Below are 26,552 nucleotides of genomic sequence, written 5' to 3' on the forward strand. Positions count from 1 at the left end.
TTGATTGGGCTTGTTCTAGCTATTCCCGATTTACATAGTGCTCCCGATACTGAGAAGGAGATTGACCAATCCACTCTTTAAACAAGCGGCTAAAATATTTTGTATCCTGATACCCGACCTCTGCGGAAATATCATACACCTTAAGATCTGTCATTTTTAATAATTTCTTCGCTTTCTCCAGACGGTTTCTGATGACATAATCTAAAACAGTTTCGCCTGTTTGCTTTTTAAAGGATTCACAAAAATACGTAGGGTTCATATACACATGATCGGCAATTCTCTTGATGGTAATATTCTCGCTTAGATGATCCTGGATAAATTCCTTTGCTTGCTGCATAGGATTGGAATCATGATGTATGAGCATTTTATTTTTCATACGCAACACCCAGTGCTTCACACCATCCTTTAATTGAGCAAAATCTCCAGCATGCTGTGTAAGCTGCAGCGCCTCAGTAAACACATGTGGATCTTCCTTAAATCCTTGGTGCTCCATCCATCTATTTATGATGCGGATGCATAAGTAATGCACAGCCTCTTGGAGAGCAGCAGGCAATGATAGGGATTGGATTTCATGAAAAAACAGCTGTAACGCCTTCTCCGTCTCTTCGTCTGGTTTCTGTTCTAACGCATGTAGAATTTGATGTGTGCTTTTATAAATAGCAGTTGAAATTCCCCTAGGTGCCTCATCTGTCACGTCTTGCATAGAATCCAGCTGAAAAATTTGATTTCCCCCTTGAATCATACGAAACTGTAATAGGGATAGTAATTGGTCTCTTATACTAGGTAGAAAGGATACATCCTTAAACTCATTGCCAAATGCCACCGAAACGGTAAAAGGGGTAAGACGCTGGATCGATTGCTTAAGCTGCTGCAGAGTTTGCTTCGTTTCTGTGGAACTCACCACTTGTTCTTCATCAAGCAGCAATAACCAAAAGCTTAGCTTTGTCCCTCTCCACCACCAATACCTTCTATGGTCGTCTTGCCATTCCCTCCCGAACAATTCTGTTATTAGCTTTTCAATAGCAGCCCTCCAAGCCTCCCATTCTTCACTCTTTGTTTTTGATAGCTTTTGATCAGTGCTCACATATATAAGCCGATATGTCCCCTTTGGAAATTCACGTGTCCAGTTTAATAAGGATACATCCGTATCATGATTCCATGTGACCTCGCTTAGCAGCTGAACTTGTTTGGTATATGTCAATTGCAGCTCTTTTTCCTGTACTTCCTTCTGTTCACTGCGCTGCTTGATAATCCTCTCCTTTACCTCCTCTATTTGTTCCCGAAACTTCTCTCGATCAATTGGCTTTAAAATATAGTTCATCGCCCCTTCCCGCAGGGCAGTTTGTAAATATTGAAAATCATCAAATCCGCTCACAATCAAAGAGGAAAAGGAATGCGTCTTTTTAAGCTCCTTTACTAAAGTTAAGCCGTCCATTTCAGGCATCCGCACATCCGTAATTAACAAATCAAATGATTGATTTTCCTGCATCATCGCTTCATATGCTTCTTTTCCATCAGCAAACATCCCCACAATCTCCCATTCCTCTCCACAGGAGCGAACAAGTCGTTCAATTCCTCTGCGGATTCGCGCCTCATCATCTACAATAATCGTTTTAATGATGTCCATTGTCTTCTCTCATGTCTCCTCCGTTCAAAAACTGTGCTGCTTCTTTCTGTGCAATCATCGGAATTCGAATGATAACCTCTGTTCCTTGCCCCTCCACACTATGAATTTGCAGTCCATACGAGTCTCCGAACATCATGGCAACTCTAGCGTGAACATTGATAATGCCGAATCCTGAATCGCGTCCGGTCATTGGATCTGAGTGCAGGAGCATGTGTAATCGCTCTAATGTTTCAGTTGTAATACCTGGCCCGTTATCCCGAACCATCAGCACAATATCCTGTTCCTCCTGTTGAACGTCAATTTCAATAAAAATCCCCCTCCGTTTTTCCAACCCATATTTAATGGCATTCTCCACAACAGGCTGAAGGACAAACTTTGGTGTGTAATAAGACGCACTGTCGACGTTCTCACGAATTTGAAAGGACAGGCGCTCCTCAAACCTAAACTTTTGAATACGCAGGTAGTCCTTAATATGAAGAAGCTCTTCTGAAATCGGTAAAATCCGGTCTTTATTGCCCAGCGAAAAACGAAGCATTCTCCCAAGCAGCGTTACCATATCTACAACCATTTCCGATTCCCCGTCTTCTACCGCCATGCTGATCGTTTCCAATGTATTGTACATAAAATGTGGATTAATCTGGGATTGCAGAGCATATAGCTCAGCATTCTTTTGCCGCAGCTCAATATGATAATTCTTTTGAATCAATTCACGGATTTTTGTGATCATCGAATGAAAGCTGCGTGCCAACATCCCGACTTCGTCCTGTGATTGAATTGGAATATCGACCTGAAAGTTTCCACTCTCCACCTGCTTCATTAATCGGCTCAGCGTATGAATGGGTCTTGTCACAGTCCAAGCAAGAAAAATGGATATCACAACTGTAACAACAGCAAGTATGATAAAAATGAGGATGATTGCATTACGCACAAGATCTATTTTTCCAGTTAAATATTTCAACGGGATTTGGTGAACAAGAACCCAATGATGCGTCTTCGATTCACTCACACTAATCAGTGTCCGTTTCCCATGCAGCGTTGTGCGAAAGCTTCCGTTTAATAGAGGATACTCATCGGTCTCCTCCAGCACCGTACCGATTTTAGATGCATCTGTATGATAAATCACTTGTCCATGCTCATTCATCAGCCACATCACCGCGTTGTTTTGTTCATCTAAGTCCTTTAAAATTTTTTCAATAAATGTTACCTTCACTGCGAGAAATAACGTTCCGAGCGTTTTTCGATTATCAAAATCTGTAACCTGTTTCATAAGTAGCAAATAAGGCGGATGTCCTTCAAATGTTAAATCGACTCCATTTGGCGGAAGAATTTGCATGTTGCCTTCTAAATCAAAATCTTCCCCATAAGGAAATGGATTTTCCGTTAGATGAAAGCCGCTATATGCAACACGCGAGCTGGCAAATAAACGATTTTTGGATAGAAGGAATGCTCCTAATATTTCCGAGTTGTTATTCAGGTACGTTCTTGCCAGAAAGTTTTTTACTACAAATTGATCCTGCAGCAGTTCAGATTGACTCTGGTATCCACTATCTCTCAGCACAGTCATAATATCGCTTGAGCTGTATAGCAAATCCGGCAAGTCCTCTAGTTTACTCATTTCATTTTCAATATTTTGATTGGCCTGCTTAAGCAGCTTAGGAACATATCTTCCTACTTCCTCTTCAATAGATTTCGTATATTGGGAATACGCTATATAGCCTAAGAGAGTCATCGGGATAATCGTTAAAAGAATATACGTAATAATGAGTTTGTTTGTCAGCTTAATATTTTTTAGTTGTATCATCATTCTGTACATTAAAAATCATATTGATCAATATTCTCTTTTGTAAAATCAATTGGCTGCCCCATAATGACCATATCTCCCTTCACCTCTATATCACCAATATTTTTAATATACTTCCCATCTTGTGGCGCATTCCCTTCCAATAGATCCTTTGCCAAACGTACTGTTAAATACCCCAGCTTTTTGGGACTCCAAAGTGTTACAATTTGCGCGGCTCCACTCTTTAAGTCCTCTCGCATTAAATTGGGGGTAGACAGTCCCACAACTGCAACCTTTCCTTGCTTTCCAGCCTCCTGCACAGCCTGGGCTGCTGCTGGAGGTCCAACAGATGAAAGTCCGATTATGCCGGTAAGCGTCGGATACTTCTTAAGCAGCCCTTTGGCAACTTCATACGCTTCTGCAGGTGCATCGTTTGTCGCTGCAACTTCAACAAGCTTCATATTCGGATAATACTTTTGCTGCTGCACCTTGGTCCATTTCATCCATTCATTTAAATTTGCTGCATTCAAAGATCCTGTCATAATCGCATAGCTTCCTTGCTCCCCTAAGCTCCTTGCCAGCGTATCCGCCAAATGTCGGCCAAGTGTTTCAGGATCTACTGTATTAATAAAAAGCTCTCTGAATGCAGAGTTCGTATCTGAGTCCCACGTAATCACCTTTACTCCTTTCTTCTGAGCTTCCTCTAAAACAGATCCAAGCTTATTTGGATCGTTAGCAGAAACCGCAATCACATTCACCTTTCTCTGCACCAGTTCTTCGATAATCTTTGCTTGATGCTCCCAATCCGCAATGGTCGGTCCCATATAGAGAACATTCACACCAAGATCCCGTCCTGCCTCTAATGCACCATCCTTTACAGCATTGAAATACGGAATACCGCTTACCTTTGGCACGACTGCAATCGTATACTCATTGGTATAGTTACCCTGATTTTGTTTACTCTGTTGGCTTTGTTTGCTCTCACCGTTATAAATAATCTCATATTTCGGTGGATTACTTCGCGAAGCGCAACCGCTTACACTAAATAGTACAAAGATACAAATCAGCAATTTATAGAGCACACTGCTCCCTCCTCCAAGCTATTATACCAAAACTACTGACTGCTAAATCAAACGGCAGAAAGCCCCCTCTCCGCCAAACTATAGATGCAGCTCGGCGGCAAGGAGACATTCTTTCTAAATTTATAATGGATACGCTATTGTTGACATTAACGCAAGCTCAGGCTGGGTTGCATCCAAACGGCTGTATTGTACAATTACAGCAATATCACTTTCCACTTCAAGTGCGTACGGAACGCCGACTGGAATATACTCAGAGTCCTTTTGAAGGGAGCTGGTACGAATATGGTTTGTTCGTTTTCCCTTTACCACTACAGGAATATTCTCTAATGGTGGGCGATCCTCAAAGTAAACGGTCACCATAAGATTTGCATCCTCTGTATTACAATTGAGTACACAGATCGATTCGTGACTGAGCAGCTCTCCTGAACTCACTGGCGGAATATATCCGTCCGGAATAACCCACTGTGTAGCTCCTTTTACATGTTTCATTTTTCTCTCTCCTATGATCAATTATAAAGCGCGGCTGCTTGCCTGAACCTCGGCAGCTGCCTCATCTCCGTAACGCTCTCTTTCAATTTGCTGCAATGTCTTGCCTTGTGTGCGAGGAGCATAGACAATGCCGATAAAAGCTGCCACGATAAGGAATGCAATCATAATTCCTCCCGCAACCGCAAATCCAAGTTTAGAAATAACCGTTGGCATAACAGCAGTCCATAGCCCTACTCCGATGCGTGCTATAAAGAACATAATGCCTTGCGCTCTTGCGCGGTATTTTGTCGGGAACAGTTCACTTGCCCATAAACCGTAGAAGGCTTGTGCCCCAAATCCTGCGGAGCAGCCCCATAGTAAAACAAAGACGAGTAGAACCGGCATTGTCATTTTTGCATACACGAGTAAAACCCAAGCAAGAATTGCCATAATCGCAGATACCGCATAAATCGCGCGACGGCTCTTTTTATCTCCTAATTTCATAAAGACAGCATATGTGCAAATTACTGTAAAGATCCAAAGAACCGATTGTAATAAGTTTGCTGCGCTTGCGGAAAGGCCGCCGACAGTTTCATAAATGTAAGGCATAAAGAATCCCATTGCTCCAGCTGTTAAATTCCAGAATAGATACACGCCAAGCAGAAGAAATAATGCCCTTCTGTTTACCTTTTTGCTAAATAGTTCTTTTACAGAGCTGGTACTAGCTTGGCCAGTCTGTTGCTGCTTTTTCTTTTCTTCCTTCCATAGAGAAGACTCCGATAAACCTTGTCTGATATACCATGTGATGAATGCGATTACAAGTAAGTGCGCAAAAATAATCCGGCTGCCAAGAAGACCTAATGGTGCTAATAATACAGAAAGCAATAATGCAAGCACAGGTCCGAGCGACCAAGCAAGCTGTGCCATCCCTGTATGCGCTGCCCGTTTATCAGAAGGAGCTTCTTCAGCGATATACGTCCAGGAAGCTGGGACTCCGGCACCAACTGCTAATCCTGTTATAATGTAGCCGATTAATAGCATCGGGAAGTTTACTGAGCAAATCGTAATGAGCATCCCCAGCATATAAATAAGCAGATCATACGTATAAATAAACTTGCGTCCATATTTATCGCAAAGATATCCGCCAAGCAAGGCACCGATTGCAGCGCCGAAAGCATTGGCACTTACTGCACCCAATAATCCAATTTTAATGTCATCGAGATGTAAATACTCTACCCAAAGTGACAATCCGCCTGCGCCGGCCACGATAGAGCCAGCTTCAATATAGTTGGCCATCGCAACAGATGCCGTTGCTTTCCAGCCTGTCGTTTTTTTACTTCCAAACCCTTTTGCCATCCTTCTCTCTCCCCTTTCTCAAAGTGAAGCGGTTACAAACTTTCCTGTGAAATTTTGATGTGAAGCTCTCTTGATACTTTAACTATACAGAAGGATTGAAAGCGCTTGTAGGAGGCTATTATCAGGTAGGGGGGAGATTCTTCTGATTTGACCAGAAATATTTTAGAAGATTATTATATCTAATAAACAAAAAAATGGTATACTAGAAACAAACATAAATAAAAACAAACAAAAACAAAATTCACAAAATATCCTAGTCTATCGAACAGAAAGGAAGTTCAAAATGCTTGTAGCAGAAAGACACCAAAAAATTGTTGAACTCGTTAATGAACGATTAAGCATTCGTGTAAGTGAACTTAGCAAACTATTCTCTGTAACGGAAGAAACCATTCGCCGTGATTTGGAGAAGCTAGAGAAGGAAAATAAACTAAAACGAAGCCATGGTGGAGCTGTCAGTGTTCAAGAAGAATCGGAAACAGATGTATCTGAGCGGGAAATTACAAATATGGCCGAGAAAAGGGCAATCGCCTATGAGGCGGCTAAACACATCACAAGCGGTGAGCGTATTATCCTTGATGCCAGCACAACAGCTTGGTATTTAGCAAAGGCACTTCCGGATATGCCGCTCACGGTCATTACCAACTCCATCAAGGTAGCTGTTGAACTGAGTAAAAAAGAAAAAATTCAAGTCATTTCAACAGGAGGCATGTTGCTTCCGAAATCCTTATCTTATGCTGGACCTTTAGCAGAACGCTCCCTTGCCGCATATCATGTGGACAAAGCCTTCCTCTCCTGCAAAGGCTTTCACTTGGACAGCGGCTTAAGCGATTCAAATGAATGGCAGGCACTGTTAAAGAAATGCATGATCGACAGCGCAGATCAAACGATTGTAATGGTTGACTCTAGTAAATTTGGCGTCCGTACCTTTGTGCAAACCGCACAAATAAGTGACATTACTCATATTATCACTGATTCCTGCGTAGAAAATACAACCAAGCAAATACTGGAGGAAAAAGGAATTAAATTGACTACAGTACAGCCTAAAACTGAGGCTTTTTCGTTATAAAGCTCATCCCCGCCTTTTATGAGGGCGGGGGTATTTCCTATTGTAATATGGTATAAATTTACATTTAGGAGCCCGTTCGACGTAGTCAGAAAACGATAAACGATACTGTATACTGCCATGTAAAGTATGCAAACCTAAAAAAAAACAATGAGGTGCTGATTGTGAATTTCCTCCATCAATCCAAGTCGAAGCTGACTTCCGCAGAGTTTGCTGCTTTTTGGACTCAGTATATCAACGAAACGGCAGGACTTTGCTTTCACAAACACATGCTGGAACAACCTCATTTAATAGAAGATCGAACGGCATTAGCAATGAAGGATAAATAATGTAATATTTTCATTTCCATTTTCGAATAATGCAAAAAAACGGACTCCCTCCAGTGAGGTGAGTCCGGTTTCTCTATTATCGTTTTGCTAATACTTCTTTCTCGTACTGCTTTACTTCCTCTAACCAAGTTTCTTTCACAGGCACACCTGCTTGCTCGCAGTAGTAATCCCAAATTGCGCCGAACGGATATGTTTTGAATTCTTCCATAAGCGCCAATCGTTCTGTGAAATTACCATCTTCCTGCAATTGCTTTAAATATGCATTTGGCGTCAACATCGCATATAGCAACGCTTTAATCATGTTGCGCGTTCCAATTGTCCATGCAGCTACACGGTTGATGCTCGCATCAAAGAAGTCAAGACCGATCATTACTTTATCAGCTGCATCGTTGCGGACGATTTCAAGTGCAATTTCACGCAGTTCATCATCTAAAATGACAACATGGTCGCTGTCCCAACGCACTGGTCTGGAAACATGCAGCGCAACCTTGTCACTGAACATCAGCATGGAGGAAATTTTATTGGACACTGTTTCTGTTGGATGATAATGTCCTGTATCAAGCAAGCATAGCTTATTGTTTTTCAAAGCATAGCCCATATAAAATTCATGTGATCCTACTACATAAGCCTCGGAGCCAATACCAAATAGTTTACTTTCAACTGCATCGATATTGTACTGTTCATCAATCTCTACCGCAAAAACTTTATCTAAAGACTCTTTTAAACGCTGTCTTGGAGTCAGACGGTCACTCGGAATATCTTTATAGCCATCCGGAATCCAAACATTTGTCAGACATGGAGTTCCTAGCTCTTTCCCGAAGTACTCCGCAATTTTACGGCTCGCGATGCAATGGCGAATCCAAAACTCGCGAATTTCTTCATTTGGATGAGATAGAGTAAGGCCATCTCCGGCTTTCTCATGAGAGAATAATGTCGGGTTAAAATCTAAACCGTGGAGTCCCTGTTCTTTTGCCCAGTTCACCCAGTTCTCAAAGTGCTTTGGCTCTAATTGGTCACGCTCTACAGCCTCTCCGTTTGTTTCCGCATAAATTGCATGCAGGTTCAATCGGTGTTTCCCTGGGATTAAAGAAAGTGCTTTTTCTAAGTCGCTTCTAAGCTCCTCAGGTGTTCTTGCTTTCCCTGGGTAGTTTCCTGTTACATCGATCCCACCGGATAGTTCGCCTTTGTTTACTTCAAATCCTGCTACATCATCGCCTTGCCAGCAATGGATGGAAATTGGTATATTCTTTAGCTGCTCTAAAATCGCATCAACATTAACGCCCCACTTTTCATACTGCTGCTTCGCCAATTCATAGCTTTGTTTCGTTGTCATAGTCCTCATTTCCCCTCTGCGCTCTTAATTTATACAAGCCTCTATTTTTTCAAATGTTTTTACTTCAAATGACTGCTGAATGAGTTCTCTTGCCTCGTTCAAGCTGTCAATCTCACCTAATGCCATCAGCTGTGCGACAAGATTCCCAATCGCAGTTGCCTCAACAGGCCCAGCATATACCGTCTTATTTGTTGCATCAGCAATCTTTTGGTTTAACAATTCATTTTGACAGCCGCCGCCAATTATATGGATTGTTTTAAATTCTTTTTCAAAAATTTCTTCAATCTCACCAATAGCCTTCTCATAGCTGGCCACTAAACTGTCAAATACACACTTCGCAACTTCTCCTACTGTGCTTGGCACCGCCTGCTCTGTTTCACGGCAATAGTTTTGAATCGCCTTAATCATATTGTCTGGCTTCAAAAACCTTGCATCATCCACATTCACAATAGAACGGAAATCTGCAGCTTCCTGCGCCAATTGCACAAGCTCGGCAAAGGAATATTGATTGTTATAATTTCTTCTCACTTCCTGAATCATCCAAAGCCCCATAATATTTTTTAAGAAGCGATAGCGATAATCCATTCCGCCTTCATTTGTGAAGTTATAATCTAACGCCTTAGGCACACAAATCGGAAACGGATTTTCCACACCGATTAATGACCATGTACCAGAGCTAATGTAAATAGTATCCTCTAATGAAGGAACAGATAGAACTGCTGATCCTGTGTCGTGTGTTGCCGGCAGGACAACCTTCATATCAAAGCCAAATTCCTCTACAAGCTCTTCTGTCAAATTCCCTAAGATTGTCTTTGGCATTTGAATATCTTGAAACATATCAGGATTAATGCCCAATTGCCCCAAAAGCTCCTTATCCCATTTCTTTGTAAAAGCATTTACAAGCTGCGTGGATGTCGCGTTTGTATACTCATTTGCCTTCTTGCCTGTTAATAAATAGTTAAAATACTCTGGAATCATCAAGAATGCTTTTGCTTTTTCTAAAATCTCCGGATTGCTTTGCTTCAAGGCATACAGCTGATAAATGGTATTAAACTTTTGGAACTGAATCCCTGTCTCTAAGTAAAGGCGCTCCTTTGAAATGATGTTAAAAACCTCTTCCATCATCCCGTCTGTTCTTGGATCACGATATGAAACAGCATCCGTTAAAGGATTTCCATCTTCATCCAGAAGCACAAAATCTACCGCCCAGGTGTCAATACCGATGCTCTCTGGCTGTAAACCGAGCTCGCGGCATTTATGAATTCCCTTTTTAATTTCCGCAAATAACGTATCTACTTCCCAGCAAAAATGATTCCCTTTTTGCACAATTTTATTTTCAAAACGATGCACTTCCCGTAGTTGCAGGGTGCCATTCTCAATATGACCCGCGATGAGCCTTCCGCTTGATGCACCGATATCAACTGCTACACAATGTTTTGTCATTTTTATCACCCTTTACACTGAAAGCGTTTGCTTATGTTTATAGGATAAAGGAAATAAGGAAAAAAAATAATAACGTGAGTAGCCTTTTTATTGTCCTTATTTGCACATAACTTATTATTAATTTAGCCTGTAAACTCGGAAAGAAATCATCACAAACAAAGCTGTTATATTCCTTTTTCTATAAAATTAGAAAGCTATATATTTGCCTCCCAAAAATAAGGGAGCAGCTTTCAAAAAGAAAACTACTCCCTTACTTCACAATCTCGCCATTCCTTTGGTGTTCGGCCATATTTGCTCTTAAAAATACGATAAAAATAACTAATATTATCATAACCTACTTGCTCAATCACTGAGGAAATAGGCAGATCGGTGCTTTCTAATAATTCCTTTGCTTTACTCAAGCGCTTCTCCTGCAGCAGCTCTTTAAATGTATAATTTGTAGCCTTCTTAATATGCTTGCTGAGACCATAATGAGATTGATTCAGCTTTTCTGCTAATTCATATAGAGATGCATTAGGAAAGTGCTGATCAATATATTTTAACGATTCAACAACTAAAAAGTGCTGGAGAGAAGACTCTTTCTTCTGCTCTACCTTATCAGCGTGCTTAATCAGTTCAATCATGAAAAGCCCCATATATAGCTTAATTGTGGATTCCGATAATAAGGAGGGATTCATAATTTCCCTAATTATTTTTTCAAGCATCTCTTGAATTTCACTAACCTCTGCCACTTTAAAATACATAAATTGCCCATTTTGCGTATTGTTATATAAGCTGTTAATTAAAAAATCGCTTACAATATTTTCGGATGTTAAGTAAGAGAAAATAAAATCAAAAAATTCCGCGCGTATAATGAAATTGATAACAATGTCCTCTTTTGCACAAGCCTCAATCTCGTGTTCTATATGCTGGTTCAAAATAAGGAATTCGCCTCGCTTTAAAGTAATTGATGTACCGCCTACCTTTTGCTTTAGCGTTCCGTTATATACATAATTCATTTCAATATAATCATGCTTATGCTTTGGGAAGTCAACAAAGCGTGTATGCTTTCGAACCATAATCATTTTTTCTTTAGTGAGAAACTTATCGCCTTCAATAATAAAATTGGTCTGACTTGTGTAAAGCTCTCTTCGCACTTCTTGTTTTTGCTGGAGGATGGCTTGTTCCTCCTCTGTTAATTCCATTAACTCCTGCAGTAAATCGAAGGACATCCAAATTCCCCCTAATCTATTATAGATAAGAGAGCATTCTGCTCTAACAGAATGCTCTCTTCACTCTTATGCTGAAGCTGTCTCGTTTCGGTACAGCTTTTTCAAAACCGTATATTGTGCAATCATAAAAATACTACCTGTCAGCCAATAGAGCACAAGTCCCGATGGTGAAGCGAATCCAAACATAAGAACCATGACCGGTGACATCAATTGCATCATTCTAACCTGCGCCATCTGTTCTGCTGGGACATTCGTCTGAACGACCCTTGCTTGTATATACGTCATACATGCCGCAAGAAGCGGAAGCACATAGTACGGATCAGGATGTCCAAGGTTTAGCCATAAAAAGGAAGCACTGCTAATCTCCTTCGTCTGTCGAATAGCATAATACACAGCTGAGAAAACTGGGAGCTGCACGATAAGAGGAAGACATCCCATCATTGGATTGGCCTTATTCTCTTGCATGAGCTTCATCATTTCCACCTGATATTGCTTTTGTTCCTCCGCATGCTTAGATGAGTACTTTTTTTTCAGCTCCTTGAGCTGCGGCTGAAGCCGTTTCATGTTCAACTGATTCTTATATTGCATAACATTGAGAGGCATGAGAAGCATCCGCACACCAACCGTTACAATCATAATGGCAAAGCCAAAGCTTTGAAATATCCACGCCTTCGCAACATGAACAATAAGCAAAGACATCGGATAAATAAAATAATGGTGCCACAAGTCCGTGTTTGGCCCGGAAGAAGATGCGGCTGCGCTGCATCCCGCAAGTATACCTATAAATAACAATGTTATCGATAAAAGTTTTATGAGTTTTGACATATATGTCCCTCCAATGTTTTTCTGTTATGCGAAAAACATTGAGAGATACGGACCTTCATCGTCTTGCTCTCCGGCAGATTCTTGTCTGTGGACAGAGCAAGTCATTTTATATTTAAAATAAATAGACGGCACAAGGTTACAGTTAGAGCAAACATCAGTCTGTTGTACAATACACAAGCTTCCTTGTCGAAGGGCGGCTTGCTTATGTACAGTCTGAGTTGCAGCAAATTGTGATGCCATACATAGAAAAAACGTTGTCAGCAAGACAAATGCTATATACATAGAGCCATCCGGTATAAAAAATTCCACAGTTTCACATCCTTCTAACCCCATTATAACACAAAGAAAGAAAAACAACCTTTTGAATAGAAAAATGAGCTGCAACAATGCTGTGGCAATTGAATACAGCAGATACAGAAATCCGTGATCCTCGTTCATTATGCTTTGTATTCGTTATAGCTAATAACATCCCCTTCATATCCATATGACCAATTTTGATATTATACAACCTATAAGCATTTTTCTATCAGACTTTGCTAGAATAGTACCCTACTTCAATTTTGTGAAGGGCGTAGGTGAAGTAATTCAATGATAACATTGAATTACTCGATAAGGGATCCATGGAATTCATTACTAAAGAAAACTTGCTGATGGGCGGGCCCTGCCTCCGGGCAAAGACAGAAACGTAGTGGTACTTACACTCTGTTTCTAAAATTTCCTGCTACGTTGAATTAGCTTCTAGCTGGAAATTTATACTCTCTTAAAAGGCTAGAAAAAGGACGAATCCATGGTTTCGGATTCGTCCTTTTTGCTTCTTTATTTATAGGGGCAAATAAACACTATTACAGCTTCTTATCGAGTAAATGCTGCTGGTACACCGCCGTCAACTGTAATCATGCAGCCTGTTGTTTTCTCTGCCTTGGAGGATGCGAAGAATGCGATAGATTCCGCAATATCCGATGGGTAGATATTAACAAGCAATGTTGTACGTTTACGGTAATGCTCTTCTAATTGATCAGGCTCAATGCCGTATGCTGCGGCACGTTCGTTACGCCAGTTTGATCCCCAAATTGCTGAACCTTGTAATACTGCATCAGGCAATACAGAGTTTACGCGAATGCCATATTCTCCGCCTTCTGCTGCAATACAACGTGCCAAATGTGTTTCAAGTGCTTTCACAGAGCTGTATGCTGCTGCGTTTTTGCCGGCATACACAGAGTTTTTAGATCCAACGAATACCATGCTTCCGCCAACACCTTGCACTTTCATTTGCTTGAATGCTTCACGTGCTACTAAGAAATAGCCTGTTCCAAGCACGTTCATATTCAAGTTCCATTCTTTAAGAGATGTTTCATCGAATGGGCTGGATGTTGCAAGACCTGCGTTATTGACGATAATATCTACACCGCCGTATGCTAGAGCTGCTTCTGCGAATGCTGCTTGTACTTGCTCTTCGCTTGTCACGTCCATTTTCACGCCAATCGCACGGCCTTCACCATACTTTTCATTGATTTCAGCCGCAACCTTTTGTGCGCCTTCAAGATTCAAGTCAGCTAATACAACATGCGCACCTTCGGATACAAAACGACGTGCTGTTGCGCTGCCGATTCCGCCTGCACCGCCTGTAATAAAGGCAATCTTACGAGAGAATTCAGCCTCAGCTGGAGCAAGTGTTAATTTGTAAAGCTCTAATGGCCAGTATTCTACGTTGTAGGATTCATTTTCGTTTAAGGATACAAATTCACCTAATGCTGTAGAGCCCTTCATAACTGCAATTGCACGGTGATACAGGGCTCCGCTTACATGTGACATTGCTAAATTTTTGCCTGTGTTCACCATACCGATACCAGGGATTAGAATAACACGCGGAGCTGCTTCAAACATTTTGTCGCCTTCGTGTTTATTGCGTTCAAAATATGCTGCATACTCTTCTTTAAAGCTTGCAACGCCAGCCTTCACTTTTTCAATTAGGCTGTTTACATCTTCAGTTTGTGGGTTCCAGTCAATGTACAATGGTGTACGTTTTGTATGCACAAGATGGTCAGGGCAAGCTGCTCCAACTTGGGAAAGCTCAGGTGCATTGTGGCTGTTTACAAATTGAAGTACATCTTCTGCATCGTCATAAGATAAAATCATTTTCTTTTCGTCGCTTACCGCACCGCGGATAACAGGCATAACTTGTGCCAAGATGTTTCTACGCTCTTCAGCAGCAAGTGCTCCGTATTTTTGACCGCCAAATACTTTCTCTTCTTCAATGCGATCGTTAATATATGCTTCAGCTTCATTAATAATTGCGATTGTTTTTGCATAAGCCTCTTCGGACGTTTCACCCCACGTAACAAGACCGTGCTTTTCCATTAATACAAGCTCAGCGTTCGGATTGTTTTTTACACCTTCCGCAATCATTTTGGATAATGTGAAGCCAGGGCGAATATATGGTACCCAAACGAAGCGATTGCCGTAAATTTCTTCCGCCAGCTGTCTGCCGTTATCTGCGCAGCAAAGGCCGATGATTGCATCTGGATGCGTATGGTCTACATGCTTGAATGGCAGGAATGCATGCAATAATGTTTCGATGGATGCGCGTGGATGCTTGCTGTCAATCATACAGTTTGCCAAGTATGCCACCATTTCCTCATCCGGCATTTCGTCACGCTCGATCAGTGGACGAATATCTTCCATACGCAGGCCAGTGAAATGTTGAACCTTCATTGTTCCTAAATCGGAACCGCTTCCTTTTACCCACATTACTTCTACATCGCGGCCGCGGAAGTCCTTCTCGATTGTTTTCATTGATGTATTGCCGCCACCCCAGTTACATACAGAACGATCTGTTCCAATTAAATTGGAGCGGTATGCTAATTCTTCTACCCCTTGCTGCAATTGTGCTGCTTGCTCTGCTTGCCATAGGCTTTTTACCATTTTGATTTACCACCTTTGTTTATGTTTGTTTTTTAATTTTTATAGTTTGTTTATGTTTGAATTCATTATATAACAGATCTTTTTATTTTTAAATACCTTTTTTTGTTTTTGTTAACTTTTGTTTACTTGTCTGTTTTATCCTTGTTTAAATCCCTTTTATTCTCTCCTAAACAGTTAGAAAACATAAAGAAGACTCGCCGATTGGCGAGCCCTGCCTTTGGGCGAAGACAGAGACGTAGTTGCACTTATACTTTATTCCTAAGATTTCTCACTACGTCGAATTGTCTTCTAGCTAAAAATTTATACTTTCTTAAAGTGTAAAAAAAGCCCCTGCTGGATTTCAGCAGGGATATGCTTGATTATAGCTTGTTGTAAAACCGATGTATGTACTGTTCATTCCACATAAAAATAGGTTAATAACACGAATCCATTTTCAGCATAGAATACAGTATCCCACCTTGAACTGCCCACCACCTGCTCGCTAATGCTCCTTTCCCACAAGGGGATTTCCGTTGGTCTAAGGTGGGGGATTCCGTATCTTCTTCCTAGGAAGCGAAATACAGAGTTCTCATAGGGCAATAGGGAGAGCTCACACTCCCTTACAAGGAATGATGGATGCTTCTCTTTTTTCACCCTATACGTGTTGCGATGGTGTTGCACATCTCCCAATTATCACTGGGTTATGCCCATTACAGGTTTGAAACGGGAGTCTTCTGCTGGAAACTAATAAAGGATGTGGTAAATTTGGAAAACAACGCCCTAGAAAAAGAGAAACAAACCATTAGCTTCATTCAGCGGAACATTGATGTCATAACAGCCATATTATTATTGACTGGCCAAATTACAATTATAGGCGTATTTGTTACCCCGGGAGGATTTCGCATTTCAATAGGAGGACCGCTCACCGGAATTAGCCGGCTAGAGGGTAAACAAAAAAATCGAATAGCTAGTTGGTTTATTGATATCATAGATATTATTATAGCTGCATTATTGATTCACGATCAGATTCGAGTATTAGGAACATTTACTTCTTCAAAAAGATTCACACTTACTGTCAGCGGACCTATCTTTGGGGTTTCGAGAACTGAACCGTCCGCTTTGAGTCAGGTAAATAAAGAGTTTAATTCTTTCCAAAAGATTGTATCCCAGCATTTTTATGTTGACCCTGCACTAGTGGAAAAACTAACAAAGGAGTGATATCGATGTCTTTAACGGACCTTCCAACGATTAAACCATCTGAAACTACTATTTTCTTCATGGCGGTGCTCATCATTTCCTTCATCTTTTTCTTCACTCAGCCTAAAGCGAGTGACGTTGCACTCATTTCAGAAAGCACTGTTCATATATAAAACAAAATCACTGCAAAGCCTTCCTGTTTTGCAGTAATTTTAGTTTCACTGTAGGAAAGTATAAATTTCCAGCTAGAAGCAAATTCGACGTAGTCGGAAATTTTAGGAATACAGTATAAGTAGGGCTACACCTCTGTCTTCGCCCAAGGGCACGGCTCGCCAGTCGGCGAGTTTTCTTTAAAAAAAAGAACGGCTAGCTGCATGATAGTCCTCCCATGTATCTACATCATAAAACAACCTTGCATTATCATACGGAAGGACCTTCCCTCGAAACGAAGGATCAGAAAAAATGAAACGGGCTCCTTGATCGCCCTTCAGCTTTTTCAAAACCGGAAAAATATTGCTGGAAAATAAAACAGGAGGTCGCGGAATATCTTGATAGGCTGCTGCTACATACTGTAATTCCGGACACTGCTGGAACTCCCGTATGATTGTATTCAAAGTTTCAACTGTAATAAACGGCTGATCGGCCAGCAGGACCATTGCCCCATCCGCCTGCAGGCTTTCCGCTTTCTCAATCCCTTGGCGCAAGGAATAGGATTGCCCCAAGGATGCGTTCTGACAGGAAAGAAGATGTATCCTTTCCTTCTGTCCCCCTCCCAAAATCCAAGAGGAAAAATTTGTAATCACTATCACTTCGCTCAAACTCGAGGCAAGAGCAGTATTCAGTGCCAAATTTCCAAGCGATGTCCCCTTCATAGGAAGACAGAGCTTATGCATTCCTGGTCCCATTCTCCTGCTGCTTCCCGCTGCCAAGTATATTCCTACTATTTTCATTATGCTCCATCCTCACTATTTGTATCATTTCTGCAATGATGCTTACAGCAATTTCCGCGGGCCCCCGCGCTCCAATGGGTAAACCGACCGGGGCAGATATCCACGCGGGCTTTTCCATTTCTCTAAATAACCGGGCGGTACGCTGCCTAGATCCTAGGATCCCCAAATAACGGCATGTTCTCTGTAAGAGAAGTGTTAGAATTTCTTGATCTCGTTTGAAATGATGCGTCATAATCACCACAAAATCACGTTCTGTAATGTCTAAACGAGGCATGACTTCTCTTGGGAAGCCAACTATGCAAGAGTCTGCCTCAGGAAAGCTTAACGGCGTACACAATGCCTCACGCCAATCATAAACTGTGGTGAAAAAACCAGTTTCCTTCGCTAAACGAACCAGGGGCTTTGCATCTTCACCCGCGCCAAAAATAAATAAACGCTGCTGGGGCTGAAGGCACTGCATGTATATGTCCTTGTAAATCCCATTTCTCAGCTCTAAAACGGAAGGAATGTCTTCCGCCCAGCTTCCAAATATATCTCCGTTTTCACTTATAAAAAGAGTTTTGGATTTTATGAGATGCTTCACCATCCAAACATACAGCCCTTGATCCATATACGTTTTTGCTCTTCGTAAAGATTCTCGATAAAAAGGATCCACCTTCTCCAACAATATATGAAGTATTCCATTACAACCGATTCCCCATGATAAATCGTCCTCTTCCCCCGTATCAAACTCATGGATAGACCATTTGTCGAAGGTGACATCCTGAGAGTGATGATAAAGATCCTCCTCCACACAGCCTGCGCTCAGCATACCAAGCCGCATGCCATCTTCTCTCATTACCATCATTGTGCCTTCCTTTAGATATGACGATCCTTCCACACGAATAAGGGTTGCGAGTGTACACGATTCAGATATAGTTGTAACGGCTTCTATAATATCATACAAGGCAGCCACTAGATTTCACCCTGCTTTCCATTTTGAAGCACAGATTGTACAGCCTTTTTCATTTCCTGATAGCTTACGCAGCAATCATTGATGCTTTCTCCAATCAAACGATACTGGTTCATATCAGACCTCCTCTCACAGCTACTTTATCATATTAGTTGTCTAGAGCCTTTAGTACTGACATATTGAGGATCCGCTGTAATCCTTCCTAATTCTTTAACGCTTTTCAAACAACTTCATATACTGTGGTAAGTGTAACGGAAAAAGATAGGTGGGTAAATTATGCTTCTAATAAACATCCAAAATGTAAAAATAAACAGCATGGCAAGCAACGCCTCCATCAATATTGGTCCTGCTTTCCATAATAGCCACTCTGCCCATAGCAAATTTTTAGGGAATTCCACCTCAGTGGGTGATACGTCCCCGATACATGCAAATATGGATTTAAATGTACAGGACCCCGATTTTGTAGATCAATCTGATATCGGTACTACAGAATCACCAATTGTTGAGCAACAACAAAACACTTAAGAAAAATTAGGAGGCTTATTTCATGCCATATGCAATAAATGTCTTTAATATTAAAGTCAACGGCGTAACACAAAACGGTAATATTGATATCGGTCCAACCGTTCATAACAGTCACACTGCCAACAGCAAAATGATGGGTGCTTGTTTTACGTTAGGCGATTTATCCTTTGCGAATAGCGTGATGGCAACCGGTGTGAATGATTCTGATATCAGCGATCAAGGTCAAGTGGCGAACCCATCTTCACCTATAGCTACACCATTGTAAGTAAGGCGAATTCCATGTTGTAATACTAGAAAAACATAATGCACCCTAATCTACCGAAGTAGATTAGGGTGCATTTCCATTTACAACAGTGTGATGCTATTTTCGATCCTCTGTTATGATCAGATGGAGTTCTCACGTAATGCTTCTGATTTTTTCACTAAAATCAGATAAGATAAAACAGCACCAAAACCTAAGGCCGCAATAATAATACCCATCGGAACAGCAGACTTCTCACCGCCCATTCCGACGAGAGGTGCAACCATCCCGCCAAAGGCTAACGAAATCACCCCTAGCAAAGCCGACGCACTGCCCGCTGATTTGCCTTGCTTTTGCATAGCTAATGAAAAACCAGCTGCATTTACCATGCCAACACTTGCAACGACAAAGAACAAGGGAATCAATACGACATATAAGCTTGCATGAAGCAATAATACAAGAAGCAATGCGATGCCTCCTAGCGAGGATGCACATAAGCCAGTGACCAGAAGCCTTGTCTCCCCTACGATATTGGCTAATCTGCCAGTTATTTGACTAGCCAGCATAATTCCTATCCCATTTATCGCAAAAATCAAGCTGAACATTTGCGCAGACGCTCCATAAATATTTTGTACAACAAACGGTGAACCCGAGATATAGGCAAACATTGCGGCAAATACAAGACCTTGTGACAGTGCATAACCGATAAAGCTGCGGTCACGAAGAATATTTCCAAACGTAAGAAGCGTATTTTTCACACCGCCCGCTAAACGACGCTCATTTGGCAATGTTTCAGGCAAACCGAACATAACGACAAAAAACATGGCAAAGCCGATAAAACTTAACACGATAAAAACTCCCTGCCATGGTGCGATTCGCAGCAATTGTGCGCCAAATACAGGTGCCAAAATAGGAGCAATTCCGTTTACTAGAGAAAGCAGTGAAAAAAACCTCGTGAGCTCCGAACCAGAGTAAAGATCCCGGACAACAGCACGGGAAATAACAACCCCGGCTGCTCCTGCCATGCCTTGTATTAAGCGCAATACAATAAACGCCCAAATAGAAGGACTAAATACACATAAAATAGAGGCAACAAAGTAAATGCTAAGTCCAATGAGAAGCGGTCTTCTACGTCCGTATATATCACTAAGCGGACCGGCAAGCAGCTGTCCTGAAGAAAGGCCTAGTAAGAAAAAGGTCAGGCTAAGCTGTACAAAAGAGGGACTAGTATGAAAATCTTTTGCCAAGTCCGGCAAAGCTGGTAAATACATATCAATTGATAACGGGCCGAATGCAGCCAAGGTGCCTAATATAACCGCAATCCATAATCGCTTAGATTTTGATAGATTGCTATCTACTGAGTTTACTAAAGAATTCCCCATATTCAATCATTCCTTTCCTAACTAAAAGCTACTACGAAAAAACAAAAAGATTGCCACATTACATGCGTCGGATCAAAAGCCGGATTGCCTCAGAAATATCAATATTTTGTTCCATACAAAAATGACTGAGCTTTTGATATGTTTCCTCATCTAACCGAACGTGGATTGAATGCTTAAGCTTTTCACATTCTGACTTCCTCGGTCTGCCTCTGCCAATTTTCCGTTGCCCGCTCTCATCTCTCCAAACAGCTATCGTCACATAACCATCTTTCTCAAGCCATGTCTGGCAGTCGTGCTCTTTCCAAATACGTGCCGCATCATTCTCATGCTTCCGCAAATACTCAGTCAAAGCATCACCTTGCAAGCCTCTTTTTCTTGCTTTATGCGCCATTTTTTCTTTTATATATTGCTCATACTGCTCAAATGATGTGAATGTCAGCTCTTTCATATGTTCTCCTTAGATTTTTTGTTCTACAAAAAATCATAAACCATTTCTAATGGGAAAACAATTTTTGTAGCACAAAAAATATACAGTGATTAGATTTTCAAGTAAAATCAAAAAATGCAACCGAAAGCTTGATTCGGTTGCATAACATACATATTCTCCTTTAGAACACTTAATATTTTACAGCACCACTGTCATATCAGCTTCTTTCTATCATTTTCAGCATTTAATATGTATCAAGCCCTACCAATTAGCGAAGACAGATGCGTGGTTGCCCTTATACTGTATTCCTAAAATTCCCTACTACGTCGAATTGACTTCCAGTTGGGAATTTATACTTTCTTAAAGTATAAAAAAGAGTGTTGGAAAACACTCTGTCCAAAGTTTCGCTATTCAAAAATATGACTGAAACGCCAAAACAGCTGCCCCTACAGCTGCTGCATCCGACTTTAGCACACCTTGGGTAAAAGTAACATGCCCCCGCTCTATATCGTGCATATGCTGCAAAGCTGCATGAATAACAGCATTATAGTATTCTGGATAGCCGTATATCAATGCGCCGCTTAACATTACAACATCCGGTTGCAGCAAATTCACCATATTCGCAATTCCAACTCCATAATAATAAGCAGAATGCATCACCGCTTGTACAGCAGCAGGATGCCGCTTCTCGATCAGCTTCATCATCTCTTCTGCTGTAATAGAACTCCTGTTCAATAGCTGACCCAGTTCTTGTCGAATCGCCTTGTGCGACATATAAGAGGTGATACAGCCTTTTTTCCCACATACACATGGACGCCCGTTTACCTCAATAATCATATGATCGTAGGCGCTCACATCTCCGGTTTTATTTTGGATCAACTCACCATTGGTCATTACGCCGCAGCGAAGACCTTCGCCGCTTATACAGTACAAAATATTCTCCCCCACAAAAGGCTCTTGATAGGATTCCCCAATAATAGCTGTATGCGCCCCATTGCGAAGAAGTACCTGAACAGGAAATGCTTCCCGAAGCTGCTGAACAATAGGTACTTGCACCCAGTTAGATGCGTAAAAGGCTTCTGGACGCAAAATCACCCCTGCGTTCCGGTCAAGCGGTCCAACCGCGCTGATTCCAATGCCCAACAATTCCTCCAGCGCAAATTGATAGTTCTTCATGAATCCGGAAATAATGCTCTTGATTTCGGAAACCGTTCTCTCTGGCGTATGTTCAGCCGTCATCGCAAACGATTTTTTCTCTATCTGCTGAAGATGAAGATCGGTTAACACCACACGTGTTTGAATACGGGTAATATCTATTCCAATGATAAAATGATTGCCTGCATCAACATCATATAAGGTAGGCGGTCTACCTCCGCTCGACTCACCGAATCCGCACTCGCGAATCAACCCCTTGCCAAGAAGCTCATCCATCATTCTTGTCAGTGTCGTTTGCTTCATTTTCGTTTGCTCAAGCAACCAGACCTTTGTAGTCGGTCCCTTCTTATGAATGAGTTGATACAATGCTTTTAGCTCTTTATCTTTTTTCAAGTCTGCTTGCAAAAAGTGCTTCAGCATCAAGCATCCTCTCCTTCCTCTCCCCTATTTGACTAGGAATATAAGGTTACACCGACTAATCCTGCGAGGATAATCACGTAAACAGGATGCATACGCAGACGCATTAAAGCAAATAAGGATAGCGCAAATAATAAGAAGGCACTGATAGAATAATAAGAAATAGAATTCATCATTCCATTAGAAAGCGCCAGCTTTATCGCTGCATAAATAATCATACCGACTACAACAGGCCGTAATCCGTAAAATGCCGATTGTACCGTTTTATTTTTATGAACTTTGTTAAAAAAGACAGCAGCAAGTAAGATAATAACGACGGAAGGCAAAATCATGCCAAGGGCAGCAACAGTCGCTCCTAGAACACCGGCTGTTTGGTACCCAACGACCATCGCACTATTCGTTGCGATAGCGCCAGGCGACATCCCGGCAATCGCAACAGCATCAGTAAATTGCTGGGTCGTCATCCAGCCGTTTCTTGAAACCTCTGTTTCAATGACAGGAATCATCGCATAGCCTCCGCCAAACGAAACGAGCCCGATCATACAGAACGTTTTAAACAGCCCCCATAAAAGCATACTCTCTCCTTCTTTCCATCTTCTTATATACCTGCGCCCATAAAATAATGAATATCAGGAACTTCTTCTGTCTTCGGTTCATCTAAACGAGTCGCATATCCTAACTTTTCTTTTACCTTTACAAATCCAATTCCCGCTGCTGCTCCGCACATAATTATAAAAACAGGATGAACATGTAGGACTAATAAAAAGAAAACCGTTACACAAACTGTAACGAATGTTGTTTTATCAAAAACAGCAGTCTTCCAAATTTTATATCCGGCGAATGTAATTAACGCAACAATTGCTGGCCGGATACCCTTAAAAGCAGCAGTCATTTTTGGGTTATCTTTTAAATAGAAGAAGGAAAGGCTAATCGCAACAACAATTAAAAAGGTAGGAACTAATACTCCCATCATAGCGACCATTGCGCCGCTAACTCCCGCAATGCGATAGCCAGTGAAGGTAGCCGCATTAATTGCAACCGCCCCAGGAACAGAACCCGCTACAGCGAACACATCCGTCACATCCTCCGCCTTCAGCCATTTCTTTTCTCGGACAACCGCCCTTTCAATGGCAGGAATCATTGCATATCCTCCGCCAAACGTAACAGGACTGATTTTTAGAAAAACTAAAAAAATTCCCCACAACACTTTCAAGTCCGTTTTCATACAACTCCCCCCATGTATGCGGCTTCGTTATTATTATCATAGCATACTTTTCTCCATTTTGGATAAAAGTGTGTAATGAAAGTTTTGTGCGAAACTAAAGAAAACTCGTCGATTGGCGAGCCCTGCTCCCTGGCGAAGACAGAGGTGTAGCCCTACTTATACTGTATTCCTAAAACCTCCGATTACGTCGCATCTACTTCTAGCTAGAAATTTATACTTTCCTACAGTGGAACAAATATACTACTTCCTGACCATTACATATAAAGGTTGACATAACAATCCCATAATAGTATATTAACTTACATAAAGTTAGTTAATTTCAAGTCTTCTTCTTTATATAAAAATTGCACAGAACTATTACATGAGTGAAAATACAGCTAGGAGGAATTTAAATGGAATTAAAAGGAATTCACCACGTATCCGCCATTACAGCTTCTGCTCCGAAAAACTTTGAATTTTACACAAAAACTCTCGGACTGCGCTTAGTGAAAAAAACAGTAAACCAGGACGATACATCCGTCTATCATTTATTTTATGGAGATGAAAAAGGAAACCCGGGAACAGAACTAACATTTTTTGAAATTCCAAGAGCTGGGCATAATTATGAAGGGATTAACAGCATCTCAGCACTTTCTCTTCGTGTAGCGAGTGATGAGGCATTGTCTTACTGGAAGAAACGCTTTGAAGAAGCGGGTGTCGTACATGAAGAGATTAAGGAACGGGCAGGTCGTTCTACTCTTGCATTTAAGGATTTTGAAGGACAGCGTCTAATTCTTGTATCAGATGAAGCAAACAAAGGTGTAGCAGGCGGCATCCCATGGGAAAAGAGCCCTATTCCGCGCAAGTATGGCATTCTTGGCTTAGGACCTGTTCAATTAACCGTGCGCCAAGCTGAACATACAATCACTGTCTTAACACAGCTAATGGGCTTCCGACAAGTTGGACAATATCCATCCTCCGTGCCAAACCAGCCTGATATTATTGTGTTCGAAACAGGAGAAGGAGGAACAGGTGCTGAGGTGCATGTAGAGGAACGGACAGACCTTCCGCCAGCGCGTCTCGGTCGCGGCGGCGTTCATCACGTTGCCTTCCGCGTGGATAACGATGAAGAGCTGCGCGCTTGGATTGAACGGATTAAGAAAGCTAGATTTGGAAACTCTGGCTTTGTGGATCGCTTCTATTTCCACTCCCTCTACTTTAAGGAGCCAAACGGCATTCTATTTGAGCTCGCAACAGATGGGCCTGGCTTTGATACAGATGAAGAGCTAGAGCATTTAGGTGAATCCCTCGCACTGCCGCCATTTTTCGAGCCGCAGCGCAAAGAAATTGAAGCACGCTTGAAGCCGCTTGATACGAAGCAGGGCTAAAGAAAACTCGCTGATTGGCGAGACCCGCTCTTGGGCGAAGACAGAGGTGCAGCCCTATTTATACTGTATTCCTAATATTTCCGACTACGTTGAATTGACTTCTAGCTGGAAATTTATACCTTATACAGTGTAAAGGTAAAACCCATTGGAACAATGCAGCCAATGGGTTTTATTTTTGATAAGATAAGAAAGTATAACTTTTCGAGGTGGGGTCTAGCTCCCAAGGCCCAAAATGGCAGACTCCGGGCTGAACCCCTGCAAAAGGCAAAAAGCGCCTTTTACTCCGGCTCACCCCTACGCTGCCATAAAAGGCGGGCCTTGTCCGCTTTTCTTATACTTGTAAGCAAAAATTTGCTATCCTATCAATCAGCTATCCAGCGCGTCGGCCGGTAAATGCAGCGGCAGCGCAGCTGGTCGTTCGCATGTACTCTCCATCAGATAATGTTTTCCTTCCTTTGACGCATCATGAAAGCCATGCATTGCTTCAAGTACATGGTACGCTAAGCCTCCGTTCGCCCGATGCTTTCGTCCCGTTCGAATCGCATACGCCATATCAGCAACGCCTAATCCGCGGCCTTGCTTGGTAAAGCCATGTGTTAATGGCACTTCGCTCCAATTGGCATCTCCGTTTCGTCTTACATACACCGGACCATCAAATGTATTGGGATCCGGTACCTTGAGTGAGCCTTCGGTACCGTAAATTTCAATATACGGGAATGCAGAAGAACCGCCTTTAATATCAAAGCTTGTAATCAGCGTCCCGATTGCGCCGCTTGCAAAATCAATGACTCCGGCAATATGCGTTGGCATATTAACTGTAATTATGGTTCCATATTGCGACTCGCTTGTAATTTTTCGCTCTGGAAATGAAATCCGTGCAGAACCTGTTACACGTCGGATTGGGCCTAATAAATTCACTAACCCTGTTAAGTAGTACGGTCCCATATCAAACATCGGACCGGCACCTTCTTGATAGAAAAAATTTGGATCGGGATGCCATGACTCCGGTCCTTTTCCCATCATAAAAGCAGTGGCCGCAATAGGTGTGCCAATCCAACCATCATCAAGAAGCTTGCGGCATGTCTGCATACCACGTATCAGGGGCAGAACCGACTAACTAGGATAGTAGCAATCTGCTCCCTTGTCCACTAAAAATAGACATTTTTCTAGAAAATATAAATGATTTATACAAAGCAAAAAAAGCTGATGGATTATATTCCATCAGCTTTTCAGCTGCCTAGCGACGTCCTACTCTCACAGGGGGAAACCCCCAACTACCATCGGCGCTGAAGAGCT

25 protein-coding genes and 1 pseudogene are annotated in these 26,552 nt (G+C 41.8%); 7 read left to right on the forward strand and 19 right to left on the reverse strand.

The window, feature by feature from the left end; all coding sequences use genetic code 11:
• Positions 1 to 19: 19 nt before the first annotated feature.
• The 5 genes from AAHB12_RS08795 to AAHB12_RS08815 all read right to left on the reverse strand — a co-directional run bounded on the left by AAHB12_RS08795 (position 20) and on the right by AAHB12_RS08815 (position 6,313).
• Positions 20 to 1,627: an AraC family transcriptional regulator gene (locus AAHB12_RS08795; protein ID WP_342045006.1), complete on the reverse strand. Its 1,608-nt coding sequence runs from the start codon at positions 1,625 to 1,627 to the stop codon at positions 20 to 22.
• Positions 1,614 to 3,431: a cache domain-containing sensor histidine kinase gene (locus tag AAHB12_RS08800; RefSeq protein ID WP_342045008.1), complete on the reverse strand. Its 1,818-nt coding sequence runs from the start codon at positions 3,429 to 3,431 to the stop codon at positions 1,614 to 1,616. The genes AAHB12_RS08795 and AAHB12_RS08800 overlap by 14 nt, the downstream gene beginning before the upstream one ends.
• 8 nt (positions 3,432 to 3,439) lie before the next feature.
• Positions 3,440 to 4,489: an autoinducer 2 ABC transporter substrate-binding protein gene (locus AAHB12_RS08805; RefSeq protein WP_342045009.1), complete on the reverse strand. Its 1,050-nt coding sequence runs from the start codon at positions 4,487 to 4,489 to the stop codon at positions 3,440 to 3,442.
• Between the two features lie 120 nt (positions 4,490 to 4,609).
• Positions 4,610 to 4,978, reverse strand: a complete 369-nt coding sequence (locus AAHB12_RS08810) for a sensory rhodopsin transducer (protein ID WP_129729861.1) — start codon at positions 4,976 to 4,978, stop codon at positions 4,610 to 4,612.
• A gap of 21 nt (positions 4,979 to 4,999) precedes the next feature.
• A complete protein-coding gene (locus AAHB12_RS08815; protein ID WP_342045010.1) occupies positions 5,000 to 6,313 on the reverse strand; it encodes an MFS transporter in 1,314 nt (437 codons plus the stop codon).
• Between the two features lie 283 nt (positions 6,314 to 6,596).
• On the opposite strand from AAHB12_RS08815, the gene AAHB12_RS08820 reads away from it, so the two are divergent.
• Together AAHB12_RS08820 and AAHB12_RS08825 are read left to right on the forward strand one after the other, a co-directional pair.
• Positions 6,597 to 7,379 (forward strand): DeoR/GlpR family DNA-binding transcription regulator, encoded by a 783-nt coding sequence (locus AAHB12_RS08820; protein ID WP_129729857.1) that lies wholly within the window; start codon positions 6,597 to 6,599, stop codon positions 7,377 to 7,379.
• 161 nt (positions 7,380 to 7,540) lie between these two features.
• On the forward strand, positions 7,541 to 7,705 hold the full coding sequence (locus tag AAHB12_RS08825) for a hypothetical protein (protein WP_342045011.1): 165 nt from the start codon (positions 7,541 to 7,543) through the stop codon (positions 7,703 to 7,705).
• Between the two features lie 76 nt (positions 7,706 to 7,781).
• Here AAHB12_RS08825 and rhaA read toward each other — a convergent pair whose 3' ends face one another.
• The 6 genes from rhaA to AAHB12_RS08855 all read right to left on the reverse strand — a co-directional run bounded on the left by rhaA (position 7,782) and on the right by AAHB12_RS08855 (position 15,439).
• A complete protein-coding gene (rhaA, locus tag AAHB12_RS08830; protein ID WP_129729855.1) occupies positions 7,782 to 9,038 on the reverse strand; it encodes an L-rhamnose isomerase in 1,257 nt (418 codons plus the stop codon).
• Between the two features lie 24 nt (positions 9,039 to 9,062).
• A complete protein-coding gene (gene rhaB / locus AAHB12_RS08835) occupies positions 9,063 to 10,481 on the reverse strand; it encodes a rhamnulokinase (protein ID WP_342045012.1) in 1,419 nt (472 codons plus the stop codon).
• 242 nt (positions 10,482 to 10,723) lie between these two features.
• Positions 10,724 to 11,692: an AraC family transcriptional regulator gene (locus AAHB12_RS08840; RefSeq protein ID WP_129729851.1), complete on the reverse strand. Its 969-nt coding sequence runs from the start codon at positions 11,690 to 11,692 to the stop codon at positions 10,724 to 10,726.
• Positions 11,693 to 11,758: 66 nt separating this feature from the next.
• Positions 11,759 to 12,517, reverse strand: coding sequence for a membrane protein insertase YidC (gene yidC / locus AAHB12_RS08845; RefSeq protein WP_129729849.1), 759 nt, complete (start codon positions 12,515 to 12,517; stop codon positions 11,759 to 11,761).
• A 24-nt stretch (positions 12,518 to 12,541) separates the two neighbouring features.
• Positions 12,542 to 12,826: a hypothetical protein gene (locus tag AAHB12_RS08850; RefSeq protein WP_129729847.1), complete on the reverse strand. Its 285-nt coding sequence runs from the start codon at positions 12,824 to 12,826 to the stop codon at positions 12,542 to 12,544.
• 543 nt (positions 12,827 to 13,369) lie between these two features.
• Positions 13,370 to 15,439, reverse strand: coding sequence for a bifunctional aldolase/short-chain dehydrogenase (locus AAHB12_RS08855; RefSeq protein ID WP_129729845.1), 2,070 nt, complete (start codon positions 15,437 to 15,439; stop codon positions 13,370 to 13,372).
• A 735-nt stretch (positions 15,440 to 16,174) separates the two neighbouring features.
• Here AAHB12_RS08855 and AAHB12_RS08860 point away from each other — a divergent pair.
• Together AAHB12_RS08860 and AAHB12_RS08865 are read left to right on the forward strand one after the other, a co-directional pair.
• Positions 16,175 to 16,636, forward strand: coding sequence for a hypothetical protein (locus AAHB12_RS08860; RefSeq protein ID WP_129729843.1), 462 nt, complete (start codon positions 16,175 to 16,177; stop codon positions 16,634 to 16,636).
• A 5-nt stretch (positions 16,637 to 16,641) separates the two neighbouring features.
• Positions 16,642 to 16,788, forward strand: a complete 147-nt coding sequence (locus AAHB12_RS08865) for a hypothetical protein (protein ID WP_165350859.1) — start codon at positions 16,642 to 16,644, stop codon at positions 16,786 to 16,788.
• Between the two features lie 177 nt (positions 16,789 to 16,965).
• Here AAHB12_RS08865 and AAHB12_RS08870 read toward each other — a convergent pair whose 3' ends face one another.
• Complete coding sequence (locus AAHB12_RS08870) at positions 16,966 to 17,565, reverse strand: nucleotidyltransferase family protein (RefSeq protein ID WP_342045013.1); 600 nt, start codon at positions 17,563 to 17,565, stop codon at positions 16,966 to 16,968.
• Complete coding sequence (locus AAHB12_RS08875) at positions 17,501 to 18,520, reverse strand: XdhC family protein (protein WP_342045014.1); 1,020 nt, start codon at positions 18,518 to 18,520, stop codon at positions 17,501 to 17,503. Before AAHB12_RS08875 ends, AAHB12_RS08870 begins: the two co-directional genes overlap by 65 nt.
• Before the next feature lie 273 nt (positions 18,521 to 18,793).
• On the opposite strand from AAHB12_RS08875, the gene AAHB12_RS08880 reads away from it, so the two are divergent.
• Positions 18,794 to 19,042 carry a spore germination protein gene (locus AAHB12_RS08880; protein ID WP_246040304.1) on the forward strand — a complete coding sequence of 83 codons (249 nt, stop codon included), beginning with the start codon at positions 18,794 to 18,796 and terminating at the stop codon, positions 19,040 to 19,042.
• A 22-nt stretch (positions 19,043 to 19,064) separates the two neighbouring features.
• Positions 19,065 to 19,307, forward strand: a complete 243-nt coding sequence (locus AAHB12_RS08885; RefSeq protein WP_129729835.1) for a spore germination protein — start codon at positions 19,065 to 19,067, stop codon at positions 19,305 to 19,307.
• 119 nt (positions 19,308 to 19,426) lie between these two features.
• Here AAHB12_RS08885 and AAHB12_RS08890 read toward each other — a convergent pair whose 3' ends face one another.
• From AAHB12_RS08890 to AAHB12_RS08910, 5 genes are all read right to left on the reverse strand, one after another.
• Positions 19,427 to 20,665 carry a multidrug effflux MFS transporter gene (locus AAHB12_RS08890; RefSeq protein WP_129729833.1) on the reverse strand — a complete coding sequence of 413 codons (1,239 nt, stop codon included), beginning with the start codon at positions 20,663 to 20,665 and terminating at the stop codon, positions 19,427 to 19,429.
• Between the two features lie 58 nt (positions 20,666 to 20,723).
• A complete protein-coding gene (locus AAHB12_RS08895; protein ID WP_342045015.1) occupies positions 20,724 to 21,113 on the reverse strand; it encodes a hypothetical protein in 390 nt (129 codons plus the stop codon).
• A 390-nt stretch (positions 21,114 to 21,503) separates the two neighbouring features.
• Positions 21,504 to 22,667: an ROK family protein gene (locus AAHB12_RS08900; protein WP_342045016.1), complete on the reverse strand. Its 1,164-nt coding sequence runs from the start codon at positions 22,665 to 22,667 to the stop codon at positions 21,504 to 21,506.
• Between the two features lie 32 nt (positions 22,668 to 22,699).
• A complete protein-coding gene (locus tag AAHB12_RS08905; protein ID WP_129729827.1) occupies positions 22,700 to 23,239 on the reverse strand; it encodes a chromate transporter in 540 nt (179 codons plus the stop codon).
• Positions 23,240 to 23,262: 23 nt separating this feature from the next.
• A complete protein-coding gene (locus AAHB12_RS08910) occupies positions 23,263 to 23,889 on the reverse strand; it encodes a chromate transporter (protein ID WP_342045017.1) in 627 nt (208 codons plus the stop codon).
• 392 nt (positions 23,890 to 24,281) lie between these two features.
• Between AAHB12_RS08910 and AAHB12_RS08915 the strand changes: the two genes are divergently transcribed.
• A complete protein-coding gene (locus tag AAHB12_RS08915) occupies positions 24,282 to 25,256 on the forward strand; it encodes a ring-cleaving dioxygenase (RefSeq protein WP_129729823.1) in 975 nt (324 codons plus the stop codon).
• Between the two features lie 366 nt (positions 25,257 to 25,622).
• Here the strand turns inward: AAHB12_RS08915 and AAHB12_RS08920 are convergent.
• Positions 25,623 to 26,373 (reverse strand): annotated as a pseudogene (locus tag AAHB12_RS08920) (Gfo/Idh/MocA family protein); the annotation flags it as partial.
• Between the last annotated feature and the right edge of the window lie 179 nt (positions 26,374 to 26,552).

Source organism: Bacillus sp. OTU530, from assembly GCF_038440375.1.